General features: G+C 43.5%; 13 protein-coding genes. 10 read left to right on the top strand and 3 right to left on the bottom strand.

Features of this window, described 5'->3' with window-relative positions; translation table 11 throughout:
* The first annotated feature begins 12 nt into the window (after nt 1–12).
* The 9 genes from secA (at nt 13) to minJ (ending at nt 10,502) form a co-directional block, all read left to right on the top strand.
* Nucleotides 13–2,538 carry a preprotein translocase subunit SecA gene (gene secA / locus QF06_RS16030; RefSeq protein ID WP_003228033.1) on the top strand — a complete coding sequence of 842 codons (2,526 nt, stop codon included), beginning with the start codon at nt 13–15 and terminating at the stop codon, nt 2,536–2,538.
* A 69-nt stretch (nt 2,539–2,607) separates the two neighbouring features.
* A protein-coding gene (gene prfB, locus QF06_RS16025; RefSeq protein ID WP_010886623.1) for a peptide chain release factor 2 occupies nt 2,608–3,709 on the top strand; the annotation gives its coding sequence in 2 pieces (ribosomal slippage) (nt 2,608–2,679 and nt 2,681–3,709; 1,101 coding nt in all).
* Between the two features lie 166 nt (nt 3,710–3,875).
* The gene (locus QF06_RS16020; protein WP_041850477.1) at nt 3,876–4,721 is read left to right on the top strand and encodes a YitT family protein; all 846 of its coding nucleotides are present in this window, start codon (nt 3,876–3,878) and stop codon (nt 4,719–4,721) included.
* Nucleotides 4,722–4,769: 48 nt separating this feature from the next.
* The gene (gene cccB, locus QF06_RS16015) at nt 4,770–5,108 is read left to right on the top strand and encodes a cytochrome c551 (RefSeq protein WP_021480707.1); all 339 of its coding nucleotides are present in this window, start codon (nt 4,770–4,772) and stop codon (nt 5,106–5,108) included.
* Nucleotides 5,109–5,341: 233 nt separating this feature from the next.
* Nucleotides 5,342–6,028 (top strand): cell division ATP-binding protein FtsE, encoded by a 687-nt coding sequence (gene ftsE, locus QF06_RS16010; protein WP_003228039.1) that lies wholly within the window; start codon nt 5,342–5,344, stop codon nt 6,026–6,028.
* Nucleotides 6,021–6,911, top strand: coding sequence for a permease-like cell division protein FtsX (gene ftsX / locus QF06_RS16005; protein WP_009968247.1), 891 nt, complete (start codon nt 6,021–6,023; stop codon nt 6,909–6,911). The genes ftsE and ftsX overlap by 8 nt, the downstream gene beginning before the upstream one ends.
* Nucleotides 6,912–7,050: 139 nt before the next feature.
* Nucleotides 7,051–8,493, top strand: coding sequence for a carboxy-terminal processing protease CtpB (gene ctpB, locus QF06_RS16000; RefSeq protein ID WP_043940205.1), 1,443 nt, complete (start codon nt 7,051–7,053; stop codon nt 8,491–8,493).
* Between the two features lie 383 nt (nt 8,494–8,876).
* Nucleotides 8,877–9,230: a swarming motility protein SwrAA gene (gene swrA, locus QF06_RS15995; protein ID WP_015251121.1), complete on the top strand. Its 354-nt coding sequence runs from the start codon at nt 8,877–8,879 to the stop codon at nt 9,228–9,230.
* Between the two features lie 78 nt (nt 9,231–9,308).
* Nucleotides 9,309–10,502 carry a cell division topological determinant MinJ gene (gene minJ, locus QF06_RS15990; RefSeq protein WP_041850478.1) on the top strand — a complete coding sequence of 398 codons (1,194 nt, stop codon included), beginning with the start codon at nt 9,309–9,311 and terminating at the stop codon, nt 10,500–10,502.
* 47 nt (nt 10,503–10,549) lie between these two features.
* Here the strand turns inward: minJ and QF06_RS15985 are convergent, their stop codons facing one another.
* The 3 genes from QF06_RS15985 to QF06_RS15975 all read right to left on the bottom strand — a co-directional run bounded on the left by QF06_RS15985 (nt 10,550) and on the right by QF06_RS15975 (nt 15,055).
* Nucleotides 10,550–11,884, bottom strand: coding sequence for an MFS transporter (locus QF06_RS15985; RefSeq protein ID WP_041850479.1), 1,335 nt, complete (start codon nt 11,882–11,884; stop codon nt 10,550–10,552).
* Between the two features lie 30 nt (nt 11,885–11,914).
* Nucleotides 11,915–12,484: a TetR/AcrR family transcriptional regulator gene (locus QF06_RS15980; protein WP_003244088.1), complete on the bottom strand. Its 570-nt coding sequence runs from the start codon at nt 12,482–12,484 to the stop codon at nt 11,915–11,917.
* Nucleotides 12,485–12,559: 75 nt separating this feature from the next.
* Nucleotides 12,560–15,055: a PEP/pyruvate-binding domain-containing protein gene (locus QF06_RS15975; RefSeq protein WP_014481032.1), complete on the bottom strand. Its 2,496-nt coding sequence runs from the start codon at nt 15,053–15,055 to the stop codon at nt 12,560–12,562.
* 445 nt (nt 15,056–15,500) lie between these two features.
* Here QF06_RS15975 and QF06_RS15970 point away from each other — a divergent pair, with 445 nt between their 5' ends.
* The gene (locus tag QF06_RS15970; protein WP_003228053.1) at nt 15,501–15,731 is read left to right on the top strand and encodes a CsbA family protein; all 231 of its coding nucleotides are present in this window, start codon (nt 15,501–15,503) and stop codon (nt 15,729–15,731) included.
* The last annotated feature ends 64 nt before the right edge of the window (nt 15,732–15,795 follow it).

Here is a 15,795-nt window from a genome sequence, read left to right as displayed (position 1 = left end):
GGAGCGTTATAAATGCTTGGAATTTTAAATAAAATGTTTGATCCAACAAAACGTACGCTGAATAGATACGAAAAAATTGCTAACGATATTGATGCGATTCGCGGAGACTATGAAAATCTCTCTGACGACGCGTTGAAACATAAAACAATTGAATTTAAAGAGCGTCTTGAAAAAGGGGCGACAACAGATGATCTTCTTGTTGAAGCTTTCGCTGTTGTTCGAGAAGCTTCACGCCGCGTAACAGGTATGTTTCCGTTTAAAGTCCAGCTCATGGGGGGCGTAGCGCTTCATGACGGAAATATCGCGGAAATGAAAACAGGGGAAGGGAAAACATTAACGTCTACTCTGCCTGTTTATTTAAATGCGTTAACAGGTAAAGGCGTACACGTCGTGACTGTCAACGAATACTTGGCAAGCCGTGACGCTGAACAAATGGGGAAAATTTTCGAGTTTCTCGGTCTGACTGTCGGCTTGAATTTAAACTCAATGTCAAAAGACGAAAAACGGGAAGCTTATGCAGCTGACATTACTTACTCTACAAACAATGAGCTTGGCTTCGACTATTTGCGTGACAATATGGTTCTTTATAAAGAGCAGATGGTTCAGCGCCCGCTTCATTTTGCGGTAATAGATGAAGTTGACTCTATTTTAATTGATGAAGCGAGAACACCTCTTATCATTTCTGGACAAGCTGCCAAATCCACTAAGCTGTACGTACAGGCAAATGCTTTTGTCCGTACGTTAAAAGCGGAGAAGGATTACACGTACGATATCAAAACAAAAGCTGTACAGCTTACTGAAGAAGGAATGACGAAGGCGGAAAAAGCGTTCGGCATCGATAACCTCTTTGATGTGAAGCATGTCGCGCTCAACCACCATATCAACCAGGCCTTAAAAGCTCACGTTGCGATGCAAAAGGACGTTGACTATGTAGTGGAAGACGGACAGGTTGTTATTGTTGATTCCTTCACGGGACGTCTGATGAAAGGCCGCCGCTACAGTGAGGGGCTTCACCAAGCGATTGAAGCGAAGGAAGGGCTTGAGATTCAAAACGAAAGCATGACCTTGGCGACGATTACGTTCCAAAACTACTTCCGAATGTACGAAAAACTTGCCGGTATGACGGGTACAGCTAAGACAGAGGAAGAAGAATTCCGCAACATCTACAACATGCAGGTTGTCACGATCCCTACCAACAGGCCTGTTGTCCGTGATGACCGCCCGGATTTAATTTACCGCACGATGGAAGGAAAGTTTAAGGCAGTTGCGGAGGATGTCGCACAGCGTTATATGACGGGACAGCCTGTTTTAGTCGGTACGGTTGCCGTTGAAACATCTGAATTGATTTCTAAGCTGCTTAAAAACAAAGGAATTCCGCATCAAGTGTTAAATGCCAAAAACCATGAACGTGAAGCGCAGATCATTGAAGAGGCCGGCCAAAAAGGCGCAGTTACGATTGCGACTAACATGGCGGGGCGCGGAACGGACATTAAGCTTGGCGAAGGTGTAAAAGAGCTTGGCGGACTCGCTGTTGTCGGAACAGAACGACATGAATCACGCCGGATTGACAATCAGCTTCGAGGTCGTTCCGGACGTCAGGGAGACCCGGGGATTACTCAATTTTATCTTTCTATGGAAGATGAATTGATGCGCAGATTCGGAGCTGAGCGGACAATGGCGATGCTGGACCGCTTCGGCATGGACGACTCTACTCCAATCCAAAGCAAAATGGTATCTCGCGCGGTTGAATCGTCACAAAAACGTGTCGAAGGCAATAACTTCGATTCGCGTAAACAGCTTCTGCAATATGATGATGTTCTCCGCCAGCAGCGTGAGGTCATTTATAAGCAGCGCTTTGAAGTCATTGACTCTGAAAACCTGCGTGAAATCGTTGAAAATATGATCAAGTCTTCTCTCGAACGCGCAATTGCAGCCTATACGCCAAGAGAAGAGCTTCCTGAGGAGTGGAAGCTTGACGGTCTAGTTGATCTTATCAACACAACTTATCTTGATGAAGGTGCGCTTGAGAAGAGCGATATCTTCGGCAAAGAACCGGATGAAATGCTTGAGCTCATTATGGACCGCATCATCACAAAATATAATGAGAAGGAAGAGCAATTCGGCAAAGAGCAAATGCGCGAATTCGAAAAAGTTATCGTTCTTCGTGCCGTTGATTCTAAATGGATGGATCATATTGATGCGATGGATCAGCTCCGCCAAGGGATTCACCTTCGTGCTTACGCGCAGACGAACCCGCTTCGTGAGTATCAAATGGAAGGCTTTGCGATGTTTGAGCATATGATTGAATCAATTGAGGACGAAGTCGCAAAATTTGTGATGAAAGCTGAGATTGAAAACAATCTGGAGCGTGAAGAGGTTGTACAAGGCCAAACAACAGCTCATCAGCCGCAAGAAGGCGACGACAACAAAAAAGCAAAGAAAGCACCGGTTCGCAAAGTGGTTGATATCGGACGAAATGCCCCATGCCACTGCGGAAGCGGGAAAAAATATAAAAATTGCTGCGGCCGTACTGAATAGTTCGCCCCGGCAAGTTTACTGACCGCGGCGCCTGCAGGCGCCTGCGGATCTTTTAATGAGGTGAATGAAATGGAATTATCAGAAATCAGAGCAGAGCTCGAAAATATGGCTTCTCGTTTAGCGGACTTTAGGGGGTCTCTTTGACCTCGAATCAAAGGAGGCCCGCATTGCTGAGCTAGATGAACAAATGGCTGATCCGGAATTCTGGAATGATCAGCAAAAAGCTCAAACGGTTATAAATGAAGCAAACGGTTTAAAGGATTATGTCAATTCGTATAAAAAATTGAATGAATCCCACGAAGAATTACAAATGACTCATGATCTTTTGAAAGAAGAGCCGGACACTGATCTCCAGCTTGAGCTTGAAAAAGAACTAAAATCATTAACAAAAGAGTTCAATGAGTTTGAGCTTCAGCTTCTTCTCAGCGAGCCGTATGATAAAAATAACGCGATTTTAGAACTGCACCCTGGTGCTGGCGGTACAGAGTCACAGGACTGGGGCTCTATGCTTCTTAGAATGTATACAAGATGGGGAGAGCGCCGCGGCTTTAAAGTAGAAACACTCGATTACCTTCCAGGTGACGAGGCGGGAATCAAGTCAGTGACATTGCTCATCAAAGGACATAACGCTTACGGGTATCTCAAAGCAGAAAAAGGTGTCCATCGTCTTGTGCGGATCTCACCATTTGATTCATCAGGCCGCCGCCACACATCTTTCGTTTCATGTGAAGTCATGCCTGAATTTAACGATGAAATTGATATTGATATTCGTACGGAGGATATTAAAGTTGACACGTACCGTGCAAGCGGCGCGGGCGGACAGCACGTCAATACGACGGATTCAGCCGTTCGGATTACTCACTTGCCGACGAACGTAGTTGTGACATGCCAAACGGAGCGCTCACAAATTAAAAACCGTGAAAGAGCCATGAAAATGCTGAAGGCCAAGCTGTATCAGCGCAGAATTGAAGAGCAGCAGGCAGAGCTGGATGAAATTCGCGGTGAACAAAAAGAAATCGGCTGGGGCAGCCAAATCCGTTCTTATGTATTCCATCCGTATTCCATGGTAAAAGACCATCGGACCAATACAGAAATGGGGAACGTTCAAGCTGTAATGGATGGTGACATTGATACGTTCATTGATGCCTACCTGCGTTCTAAGCTTTCATAAGCTGAAAAACACACCTGATGCATACGGGTGTGTTTTTTTTATTCCTTATATCCTTGATTTCACTGCTGCTTTAGCATATTACCACTGTATTTGGGTGTTATTTACATCTAATCAGGGAAGGATTAAAATGCTATCGGAGAGCATTGGAAGAAACGGAGGATATATGATGGACGTACGGAATAAAGCATTGTGGATTTTGCGGGATTATGTATACATATTGTTAGGAGCAGCTATTACGGCCGTGTCCTTTAATTTATTTTTGCTTCCGAACAAGATTGCCGCCGGCGGTGTCAGCGGGATCAGTACGATTTTACAATCATATGGTTTTGAAGCAGCGTATGTACAGTGGATTATTAATATCCCTTTATTTATTGCTGGCGTCATTTTGCTCGGCGGGAAATTTGGACTAAAGACGCTTGCAGGTTCTGTGTTTTTGCCGCTAGTAGTGTTTCTGACAAGGGATATTCAGCCCGCCACTCATCATGAACTCTTGGCGGCGATTTTTGGCGGTGTCGGGATAGGTATCGGAATTGGTATTGTGTACTTAGGGAAAGGTTCGACGGGAGGTACAGCCTTGGCTGCACAGATCATTCATAAGTACTCCGGTCTGTCATTGGGGAAGTGCCTCGCCATCATTGACGGAATGATTGTTGTTACGGCTATGATCGTATTTAATATTGAGCAAGGCTTATATGCCATGCTTGGCGTCTATGTGTCCAGCAAAACCATTGATGTTGTGCAAGTCGGCTTTAATCGTTCAAAAATGGCACTCATCATTACAAAGCAGGAGCAGGCTGTCAAGGAGGCTGTCTTACAGAAGATTGACAGAGGCGTGACAAAAATTTCTGCAGTCGGCGGATATACTGACGATGACCGTCCGATTTTAATGTGCGTGGTTGGGCAAACTGAATTCACCAAATTGAAACAAATCGTTAAACAGATTGATGAGTCAGCTTTTGTGATTGTAGCAGACGCGAGCGAGGTGCTGGGCGAGGGTTTCAAACGCGCTTAAACGAGGTTATAATATGGAAGAGATCGTAAAGGAGTTGTGCTTCTCAACATGAAATCAAAGTTATCGATACTAATGATTGGATTTGCGCTTTCTGTTCTGTTGGCTGCCTGCGGATCAAACGATGCAAAAGAAGAGAAGGCAGACACCGGCAGCAAGACGGAAGCCACTGCATCTGAAGGGGAAGAGTTATATCAGCAAAGCTGCGTAGGCTGCCACGGCAAGGATTTAGAAGGTGTGTCAGGGCCTAATCTCCAAGAGGTCGGAGGCAAATACGATGAACACAAAATTGAAAGCATTATTAAAAACGGCCGCGGCAATATGCCAAAGGGGCTTGTAGAGGATAACGAAGCCGCTGTTATTGCCAAATGGCTGTCAGAAAAAAAGTAAGATAAAAACATCCTTGCCGAGTGCCGGCAAGGATGTTTTTATGCCTTGACAATATGAATGAAAAGAAACTGTAATAGTATTATGTCTAAATTTGACGTATAATGAAGTGTATTGAAAAAGGGAACTTTCAGATTTTTCATCTTTTTACAAATGAATGGGTCATAAATTGTCGAATGCATTCGAAGAGTATGACCGTGTGATAGATAAAATGATATAAAAGATTAGGTGATTTCATGATAGAGATGAAGGAAGTATATAAAGCCTATCCGAACGGCGTAAAAGCGCTCAATGGGATTTCTGTTACCATTCATCCCGGCGAGTTTGTGTATGTTGTTGGTCCGAGCGGAGCAGGTAAATCTACTTTTATTAAAATGATTTACAGAGAAGAAAAACCGACAAAAGGACAAATTTTAATCAATCATAAAGATCTCGCGACAATTAAAGAAAAAGAGATTCCTTTCGTGCGCCGCAAAATAGGCGTTGTCTTTCAGGATTTCAAGCTTCTTCCGAAACTTACTGTTTTTGAAAATGTGGCATTTGCCCTTGAAGTGATTGGAGAACAGCCGTCTGTCATTAAGAAACGGGTGCTTGAAGTGCTTGATCTCGTGCAGTTGAAGCATAAAGCGCGACAATTTCCTGACCAGCTTTCAGGCGGGGAGCAGCAGCGTGTATCTATTGCAAGATCAATTGTGAACAATCCTGATGTTGTCATTGCTGATGAACCGACAGGAAACCTTGATCCGGATACGTCTTGGGAAGTCATGAAGACGCTGGAGGAAATTAACAACCGCGGGACAACAGTCGTGATGGCGACACATAATAAAGAAATCGTAAACACCATGAAGAAACGTGTCATTGCAATCGAAGATGGTATCATTGTGCGTGATGAGTCAAGAGGGGAGTATGGTTCATATGATTAAAATTCTCGGGCGCCACTTGCGTGAGAGTTTTAAATCTCTCGGTAGAAACACATGGATGACATTTGCATCCATTAGTGCTGTAACCGTTACGCTGATTTTAGTCGGCGTGTTTTTAGTGATTATGCTGAATTTGAATAACATGGCCACGAATGCTGAAAAACAAGTTGAAATCAAAGTGCTGATTGATCTGACTGCAGATCAGAAGGCACAGGACAAGCTTCAGAACGATATTAAGGAACTGAAGGGCATTCAGAGTGTTACTTTTTCATCTAAAGAAAAAGAGCTTGACCAGCTGGTTGACAGTTTTGGTGACAGCGGAAAATCTCTGACAATGAAGGATCAGGAAAACCCGCTTAATGATGCGTTTGTCGTCAAAACGACAGATCCGCATGATACGCCGAACGTGGCGAAAAAGATCGAAAAAATGGATCATGTTTATAAAGTCACTTATGGAAAAGAAGAGGTCAGCCGTTTGTTTAAAGTGGTCGGCGTTTCCCGCAACATTGGAATCGCGTTAATTATCGGCCTGGTATTTACGGCGATGTTCTTAATTTCCAACACCATTAAAATTACAATTTTCGCAAGAAGAAAAGAAATTGAAATCATGAAGCTTGTCGGCGCGACAAACTGGTTTATCCGCTGGCCGTTTTTCCTTGAAGGATTGCTGCTAGGCGTATTCGGTTCTGTGATTCCGATTGCACTGGTGCTGAGCACTTACCAATACGTCATCGGATGGGTCGTTCCAAAGGTTCAAGGATCATTTGTCTCTCTTCTTCCTTATAATCCATTTGTATTCCAAGTTTCGCTAGTGCTGATTGCAATCGGCGCAGTAATTGGAGTATGGGGAAGTCTGACTTCCATCCGCAAGTTTTTGCGAGTATAAAGTGAAAAAGCCGTTCCGCTTTCGGGACGGCTTTTCATTTGCCTTCTTTTTCTTCTATGATTACATGAAATCTCCATCCTTTACATATACTATCTCTAGGTTTTGGTAAAGACAGTCTGGCATACAGGAGGAGTAAAGGATGAATCAAAAAATAATGGCTGTGATAGCAGCAGGGAGCATGCTGTTCGGAGGCGCCGGTGTATATGCGGGAATCAACCTGCTTGAGATGGATAAGCCCCAGACTGCAGCAGTTCCCGCGACGGCACAAGCTGACTCTGAACGGGATAAAGCTATGGACAAAATCGAAAAAGCGTATGAGTTAATTTCGAATGAGTACGTAGAAAAAGTAGATAGAGAAAAGCTGCTCGAGGGAGCCATCCAGGGAATGCTGTCTACGCTAAATGATCCTTATTCTGTTTACATGGATAAGCAGACAGCTAAGCAATTTTCTGATTCTCTTGATTCCTCATTTGAAGGCATCGGGGCTGAGGTTGGCATGGAAGACGGCAAAATTATTATTGTTTCTCCATTCAAGAAATCGCCAGCGGAAAAAGCCGGGTTGAAGCGTAATGATGAAATTATCAGCATCAATGGAGAATCGATGGCCGGCAAGGATTTAAACCACGCTGTGTTAAAAATAAGAGGAAAAAAAGGGTCCAGCGTTTCAATGAAGATTCAGCGGCCTGGAACGAAGAAGCAGCTGTCATTCCGGATCAAGAGAGCTGAGATTCCACTCGAAACGGTTTTTGCATCAGAGAAAAAAGTACAGGGGCATTCTGTTGGATATATTGCCATCTCTACTTTTTCTGAGCACACCGCAGAGGATTTTGCAAAAGCGCTGAGGGAGCTTGAGAAAAAAGAAATAGAAGGACTTGTCATTGATGTACGCGGCAACCCGGGCGGATATCTTCAAAGTGTGGAAGAAATTCTTAAGCATTTCGTTACAAAGGATCAGCCGTATATTCAGATTGCTGAACGCAATGGGGATAAAAAACGTTATTTTTCAACATTGACCCATAAAAAAGCGTACCCTGTCAATGTGATTACGGATAAAGGAAGTGCCTCTGCATCAGAAATTCTTGCCGGTGCATTAAAGGAAGCTGGCCATTATGATGTTGTAGGCGATACGTCTTTTGGAAAGGGAACGGTTCAACAGGCTGTGCCAATGGGGGACGGCAGCAACATCAAATTAACGCTTTACAAGTGGCTGACGCCAAATGGAAACTGGATTCATAAGAAAGGAATTGAACCGACCATTGCGATTAAGCAGCCCGATTATTTTTCCGCCGGGCCTTTACAGCTGAAAGAGCCGCTTAAAGTGGACATGAACAATGAAGACGTCAAGCATGCGCAGGTATTGTTAAAAGGTCTCAGCTTTGATCCGGGACGTGAGGATGGCTATTTCAGCAAAGACATGAAAAAAGCGGTTATGGCTTTTCAGGATCAAAACAAGCTGAATAAAACCGGTGTGATCGACACTCGCACTGCAGAGACATTAAACCGGCAGATAGAAAAGAAAAAATCAGATGAAAAAAATGATTTGCAGCTTCAAACAGCATTGAAATCATTATTTGTCAATTAAAGGAGATGGTATTCCATCTCCTGTTTCTTTGTGCTTAAAGAGATTATGGATCATAAGTCACATAAAAAATGAGTTTTTGACAAGAAATTAAAAAAATTTTCACAAATAAACATTTATAAAGGACTGTTATTACCCGATATCAATATATGAGAGAGACTTTCTAACGAGTTAATATGCATTTAAAATGAAACTTTTGCAAGTTGCCTAGTCTTTGTTTACTTCATACAATATAAGAAGGTTCTAAAAAGAACAGTAATCAGGTTAATGGCAGCTGAACGACAGGTATTTAAAGAGTAACGTTAGCGAGAATGCTTGTTAGCACTCCAGTACTGCTGCTTATACTGGCCCGTGCTTATCTGTATAAAGAAAATGGGGGTTCACAATTGAAGAGGGCAAGTATTGTGCGTGAAAAAAAATATTATGAATTAGTGGAACAATTAAAAGACAGAACACAAGACGTAACATTTTCAGCTACAAAAGCACTAAGTCTTCTTATGCTGTTCAGCAGATATTTGGTCAATTACACCAATGTCGAATCAGTAAATGACATTAATGAGGAATGCGCCAAACATTATTTTAACTACTTAATGAAAAATCATAAGCGATTAGGAATTAATCTGACAGATATAAAAAGGTCGATGCATCTAATCAGCGGGTTATTGGATGTGGATGTAAACCACTATTTAAAGGATTTTTCACTATCGAATGTCACGCTGTGGATGACGCAAGAGAGATAAACTCTCCTGAGGATATCCAAGCCATTTAATATTTGATAGAATATGAGTAACATGTTTGGCTTGAGGCGGTGAGAGATAGTGTCTGTTCAATGGGGAATTGAACTGTTAAAAAGCGCGGGCCTGTTCTTCTTACACCCGCTTTTCTGGTTTTTTATCATCATAACCTTGGCTTTCGGCTATGTAAGAATCAAACGGGAACGAAAAACCTTTCATACAAGAATAGCAGATATTTATGATGATCTGAAATTTACATATACAAAGGGACTGATTCCAGGTCTTCTTTTGTCAGTTATTTTAGGTGGACTCGGATTATCGATTCCTCTCGGTTTACTTGCGATTATTGCCGTTATCACTGCAGCGGCAGCGTTCACTCTTCGCGCAAACTGGATGTCTGCTGCATATATCGTCAGTGTGAGTATGCTGATAGGTTTTGGACTGCAAATATATCAGGCGGAGCCCTTTCTGGAGAGATTTCCGCAAGGATTTGCAGTTGTTTGGCCGGCTGTAGCTGTGTTTCTAGGTTTGCTGATTATCACTGAAGGAGCGGTTGCTTATCGTTCTGCGCATGTGAGAACATCACCGGCACTTGTCGTAAGCAGCCGCGGTTTGCCGATCGGACAGCAGCTGGCAAACCGGGTTTGGCTTTTGCCGCTGTTCCTTCTCGTGCCCGGTAATGGTTTAGAATCGCACCTTAGCTGGTGGCCCGTGTTTACTGTTCCCGGCGGCTCATTCCATTTTCTATGGATTCCTTACTTTGTCGGATTTGGACAAAGGGTACAGGGATCGCTGCCTGAAACGAGTATAAGGATCACAGCGAAACGCGTTTGTATTCTCGGTCTTGCCGTCGCAGTTCTCGGTGCAGCGAGCTTACTGTGGACGCCGCTTGCGGGTGCAGCGGTCTGTACTGCTTTGTTAGGGCGCATTTTTCTGTCCATAAAGCAAAGAGTGAATGATAACGCGGCTCCGTTTTATTTCTCGAAAAGGGATCAGGGCTTAATGGTGCTTGGGATTATCCCCAATACGCCGGCTGAGGATCTGGAATTGAAAATCGGGGAAATCATAACGAAAGTCAATGGCATACCGGTTAAGAACGTTTCTGATTTCTATGAAGCGCTTCAGCATAACCGTGCATATGTAAAGCTTGAAATTATCGGTTTGAATGGAGAAATTCGTTTTGACCAGCGAGCTTCTTATGAAGGAGAACATCATGAATTGGGCATCCTCTTCGTAAAGGATGACCGTGAAGACGAAGCAGCCGCTTCTGGATCATAAAAGGCAGCCCGGCACCGCAGGAAGATGCGATGCCGGGCTGTTTTGTGTTACGCTGAGTTTTTTTCTATCCGTGCTGTTTCATCAGATTTGATGCCCAATGAAACAAAAACGCCGATGATGGCTACAGCAAAGAGAATCATAAATAGGGTGTGATATCCCGAAATCAGGCCAATTAAGGCTGATGAAATGATGCTTCCGAAATAACGGAAGGTCGAGAAAATCCCGGATGCCACTCCTGACATTCCGGGGTCTACTGTGGCAAGGGATGAAACCTGCATGCTGGTCAGACCGACTCCGGAAGCGAGCCCGCCAAGGATAAGAGAGACCATGAGGAACAAGACAGAATGCGAGCTGCTTAACAGCAAAAATAATAGATTCGCACCAGCCATCATGGCAAATGAAAGAAAAATGATTTTTTTGGCTCCCCATTTGTGGTGGAGCTGCGCGCCCACCCAGTTGCTGGCTGACATGAAGATCGAAAATACAGAAAGCGCCATCCCGCTGTTAGACGTATTAAGCCCAAATTGGTTCGTCATAAATAACGGCATAATCAATAAGACGGCATACATCATCAAATTGCTTAACAAGACTGATAGATTCGCATTTGTAAAGGTTGAGCTTTTAAACAGTGCAAAGTCAATGATAGGGTGCTTGGTACGTTTTTCTCTTCTGAAAAAAAGCGGAACAAAAAGAAGTATCAATACACTGTATACCGCATATCCCCATGGAGCCTCATTTTTCGTCAGCAGGATAATGGAAACGATGCTGCCTGCAAGCAAGAGAGAGCCGATGATATCCAGCGGCGCGTCAGATTTATTTTCTTTATATTGAGGAAACATCGTTAATGCCGTAAATAAAGCAATAGCAAGGAACGGGATGTTGACCCAAAAAATCGAATGCCAGCTGAAGCTGTCAATCAGTATAGAGCCGATAAAAGGCCCGAGTGCTGCACCAAGTCCCGCGCCCAGTCCGAAAAATCCAAACACTTTCGGTAGGCGTTTTTCAGAAACAACATGCCGGATAATGGCAATGCTGTTTGGCGTAAGCAATGCCCCGCCGACAGCCTGCAATGCCCGAAAAACAATTAACAGGAGCAGACTCGGTGAAAGGGCGCAGCCCAGAGATGCGATTAGAAAAAGGCCGACTCCCCATAAGTACATTGTTTTATTGCCGTACATGTCACCGAGCTTTCCTGCAATCGGCTGTGTGACTGCCATCACGATTAAATAAACGGTAACCACCCAAGTGATGCTTGCGATGGACTCGTTATACGTATGGGAAATAGATGAGAGCGCGACCGCGATCATCGTTGAATTAATGGGAGCCAGAATGGCCCCCAATAATAGCGAGACGATCAGCGCCCATTCTTTTCTTGAGCTCATTGGGATCCTCCTTTTTATTATGCCAAGGAGTTAATCAGCAGAAATTCCTTTGACAAATAGAGCTGTGCTGTGCTCCAGCATTTTTTCCTGGGGCATTGATATGACCCGGTCTCCTAAGTGGAGACGGTGAATGAAATAACCGAAGATAATCGACATGAACACGTCGGCATGCTCCGCTTCATTTCCTGTCTGAATAACCCCTTTCTCACCCATTGTTTTGAGATAATCAACCAATAGCTGTTTCATAGATTGGGGATATTCAGTGACGTGGTTAATGACATCCTGAAACATGGCCGGTTCACGAAAGCTGATTTTAATGATATCTTTTCTATGTTCGAGCTCCTCCAAGAGACAGGTTCCGATATGAAGCAGGTCTTTGTACAAATCCCCTTCTGTTTGTTCCAAAATGCTGCCTCTGTTTGAAGAATGCTGAGAAAGCAAAGCCTCAACCAGTCCTTGTTTGTTTTTAAAGTTCCTGAAAATCGTCGCTTCACTTACATTTGCTTTTTCTGCAATTTCTTTTGTAGTTGTTGCGCGATATCCTTTTTTGACGAGCAGCTGCATGGCAGCGTCAAGGATTCTCTTGTTTGTCGGTCTCAATACGTTTCACCTCACGAGTATACTGGCAGGACAAGTATACACCCGCCCCGCTTGTATAAGAAAGAGGGGGACGCATCAGGACCGGCTGACAACTGTGATTTTGCCGCTGCTTCCGTCAACAGTGATGATGTCACCGTCTCGCAGTCTTTCGGTTGCCGTGCGTGTGCCGAGAACGGCTGGAATGCCGTATTCACGGGCAATAATCGCAGCGTGAGACAAAATGCCGCCTGTGTCTGTAATAATCGCTTTGGCGTCTTGAAACAGGCTGGTCCATAGCGGTGTGGTCATCTTGCAAACGAGTACGTCCCCAGGCGCGAATTGAGAAAATTCATTGGCGTCCCGAATAATTTTCACCGGACCTGTCGCAATGCCGCTTGATGCCGCAATGCCAAAAATATGATTCTCTGTGTTTTTTTCATCCTCTATCACAGCGCCGACAATTTCTTCAGCTGCTTTGAGCTGTTCTTTTGTCGGGGTGCCGAGGTAGGCAGGGGCTTGGGCCAGCTCATACTCATGAAAAATCTGTCTGCGTTTTTCAGCCTTTTCTTGCAGGGATACAGGGTGAAGAAGCGCTTGTTCCACTTCGTCGTCATATAAAAACCAAAGGTCCTCACGATCTTGAATGACACCGTTTTCCGCCAGCAATTCACCTATCTTCAGCAGAAAGATTCTCGCCTTGGCATCCAGCATGGCGTCAATATAAAAGTGGTGATCATCTTTTATATTTGCAGAGTTCAGTGTCCATTGATAATAGCGGTCAAATTCGGTGCGCAAACCGGGATCTTCTATGTTTTCCAAGAATTCATTGTATAATTTCTCTCGTTTTTCTTTCGTTTTCTGAAATTCATTGTCAAAATGATAGCCATTACGGACATAATTTTGAATATTGGCCAGAGCGAAATACGGATTTTCCACCCAGATTTGTTCAATCAGATCATGACTTTTAACAGATCTCCATCCGTATTCTTGCAAGAATTCATGGACGTTCTTCAGGAAGTGTCTTCCCTCATCTGTTTGTTCTAATTTCTCCTGGAGCTGTTCAGGCTTGTTGTTTTCAAAAATGGTCAGAAGGTTCGGGTTCTCCTGAACTTCCATAGAAAATAGCCATAAGCAACGGTCCGTTTCCAGTGATTTGTTCATTTTTCCTGTCAGCATCTCATAAAAATGAGCGTTTTCGGACTCTCCTTGAATGTCCTGATACATCGCTTGCAGTTTGTTTGTTAAAAGGATTTGCGGGAAAACGATATTGAAGTGCTCTTCATAAGCCGTGAGATAAAAGGCCTTTAGTTTTTGAAAAGCATCCAGTGCGCTTTCTGCGGTATGCTCAGTTTGTGCGAGCTGGTCCAGTGTCCGGTAAAAAGGGAGGTATGTGTGATTGATGATGTCATACATATGCTCCGATAAAATCGGGAAAAGCTCTTTGCCGCAGTCTTCAGAAGGAGGCTGCTGTCCACCTTGGTTTTTGGAATAAATATGTCCGCGATAAAGTTTTACTTCATCAACAACTACACCAATCGGAAACTTTTGCATGCTCTTCTTCAAGCCATATTCCAATGCCGGCACGATGAAGGATGAAAATAACGGACTCACCGGACCTTCAATATTAGATTCCATGTTAAGCCAGAAATCATTCATATCAGTGTCGGTAATCATGAAGCTGCGTTTTTCTTCTGCCGCCTTTTTGTCCTGATCAATGGTTGTAATCGGGCGAGCTTGCAGAAGGTATATTTGATGATCAGCAATTCCAAATTCTATATCGACAGGATATCCGTACAGGTCTTCGGTTTTTTTTGTGATTTCAGCCAATTCAATCACTTGTTCATCTGTAAGGCAAAAACGGCTGCGCATGTCTTCACTCGTTTCTTTTTCAGCAATTCCTTCTGCCGCAGACTCCATGTAGATTTCCTTTGCACCTATTTCTTTCTGAATCTCAAACGAAGATTTATTAACAATGAACGTGTCTGGGGTAACACTTCCTGAAACAACAGCTTCACCCAGCCCGTAGCTGGCGCTGATTAAAAGCTCTCTATCATCATGGGTAACAGGGTTGCGGCTGAAGATAACACCTGACATTTCTGAATCGATCAGCCCCTGAACGACTATTCCCATTAACGGCTCTGCGATTTGATTGTTCATTTTTTTCTTATAGCTGCTGACCCGCCCAGAAAAAAATGAGGCCCAGCATTCTTTCACTTTAGCCAGAAACTCTTCCTCTGTTTTGATATTTAAGTAGGTTTCATATTGACCCGCGAATGAGGCGCCTTCTAAATCTTCCGAAGCAGACGAAGAACGCACGGCTACGGATCGATATGATTCTCTAAGCTTATAAAAGGAACTAGTCAGCTCATCTTTCAGCTCATCCGAAAATGTTCCAGAAATGATCCCGCTTTCGACGTTTTCACTAGTCTCTTGAAGCTGGTTGTCCTCCATAAAACGTGCGAGCGCATTCGTTTGAATAATAAACCCGTCCGGAACAGGAAGACCGTGTTTGGTCAATTTAATCAAATTCATTCCTTTTGCTCCAGCCAGCTGGCTGGACTCTTCTGCCTGGCGAAATAAAACAGAATACATATTTGAAACCCCTCTTTTCTTCATTCATTTTGTTTTTCTCTCTAGTCTTTTTATTGCGGAGCCTGTGTTTAAAAAATGATAGTAAACACTATCATTCAATTGTAGGTTTTCAGGAAAATGCTGTCAAACGCAGAAAGTCCTAAATAAAATGAATAGTTAAGTTGGTTATATTATCCTGGAAAATGCGGCCGTACTGGTACTGTATGCCTATTTTCTTTTATTCTCGGAATCTGGCGGCGGACTTGATGATGTAATAAAAAAAGTGCCGCTGATTAGAACAGCGGCACCATGGAATAAGTTTTGACCGGCACCAAAATGCAAATATGGTGATTGATTTTGGCTGAAAAGGGGTATGGTGTAGGAGAGGGAGCGAATGCACGATTGTCCGATTCTTCATTTTTTACTATAATCAGATCAGATGAAGAATCCCTGAGGAGGGTTTTTGTTGATTACAAAAGCCGTTTTTGCATTGTTTTTCCCTTTTATGCTTGTTGTTCTATTTACTAGAGTCACCTTTAATCATTATGTGGCGATCGCTTTAACAGCTGCATTGCTGTTTGCCTCTTATTTAAAAGGCTATACAGAAACGTATTTTATTGTAGGATTGGATGTTGTGTCTCTTGTGGCTGGCGGACTGTACATGGCCAAAAAAGCTGCAGAGAAAAAAGAAGAATAAATCGGACATAATGAATATAAAGACTGAATACCTGCTTTTACGATTTAAAAGCAGGTTTTTTATA

It is taken from the genome of Bacillus sp. YP1, assembly GCF_000877815.1.
GTDB lineage: Bacteria > Bacillota > Bacilli > Bacillales > Bacillaceae > Bacillus > Bacillus subtilis.
This window is presented reverse-complemented; position numbering and strand designations above follow the sequence as displayed.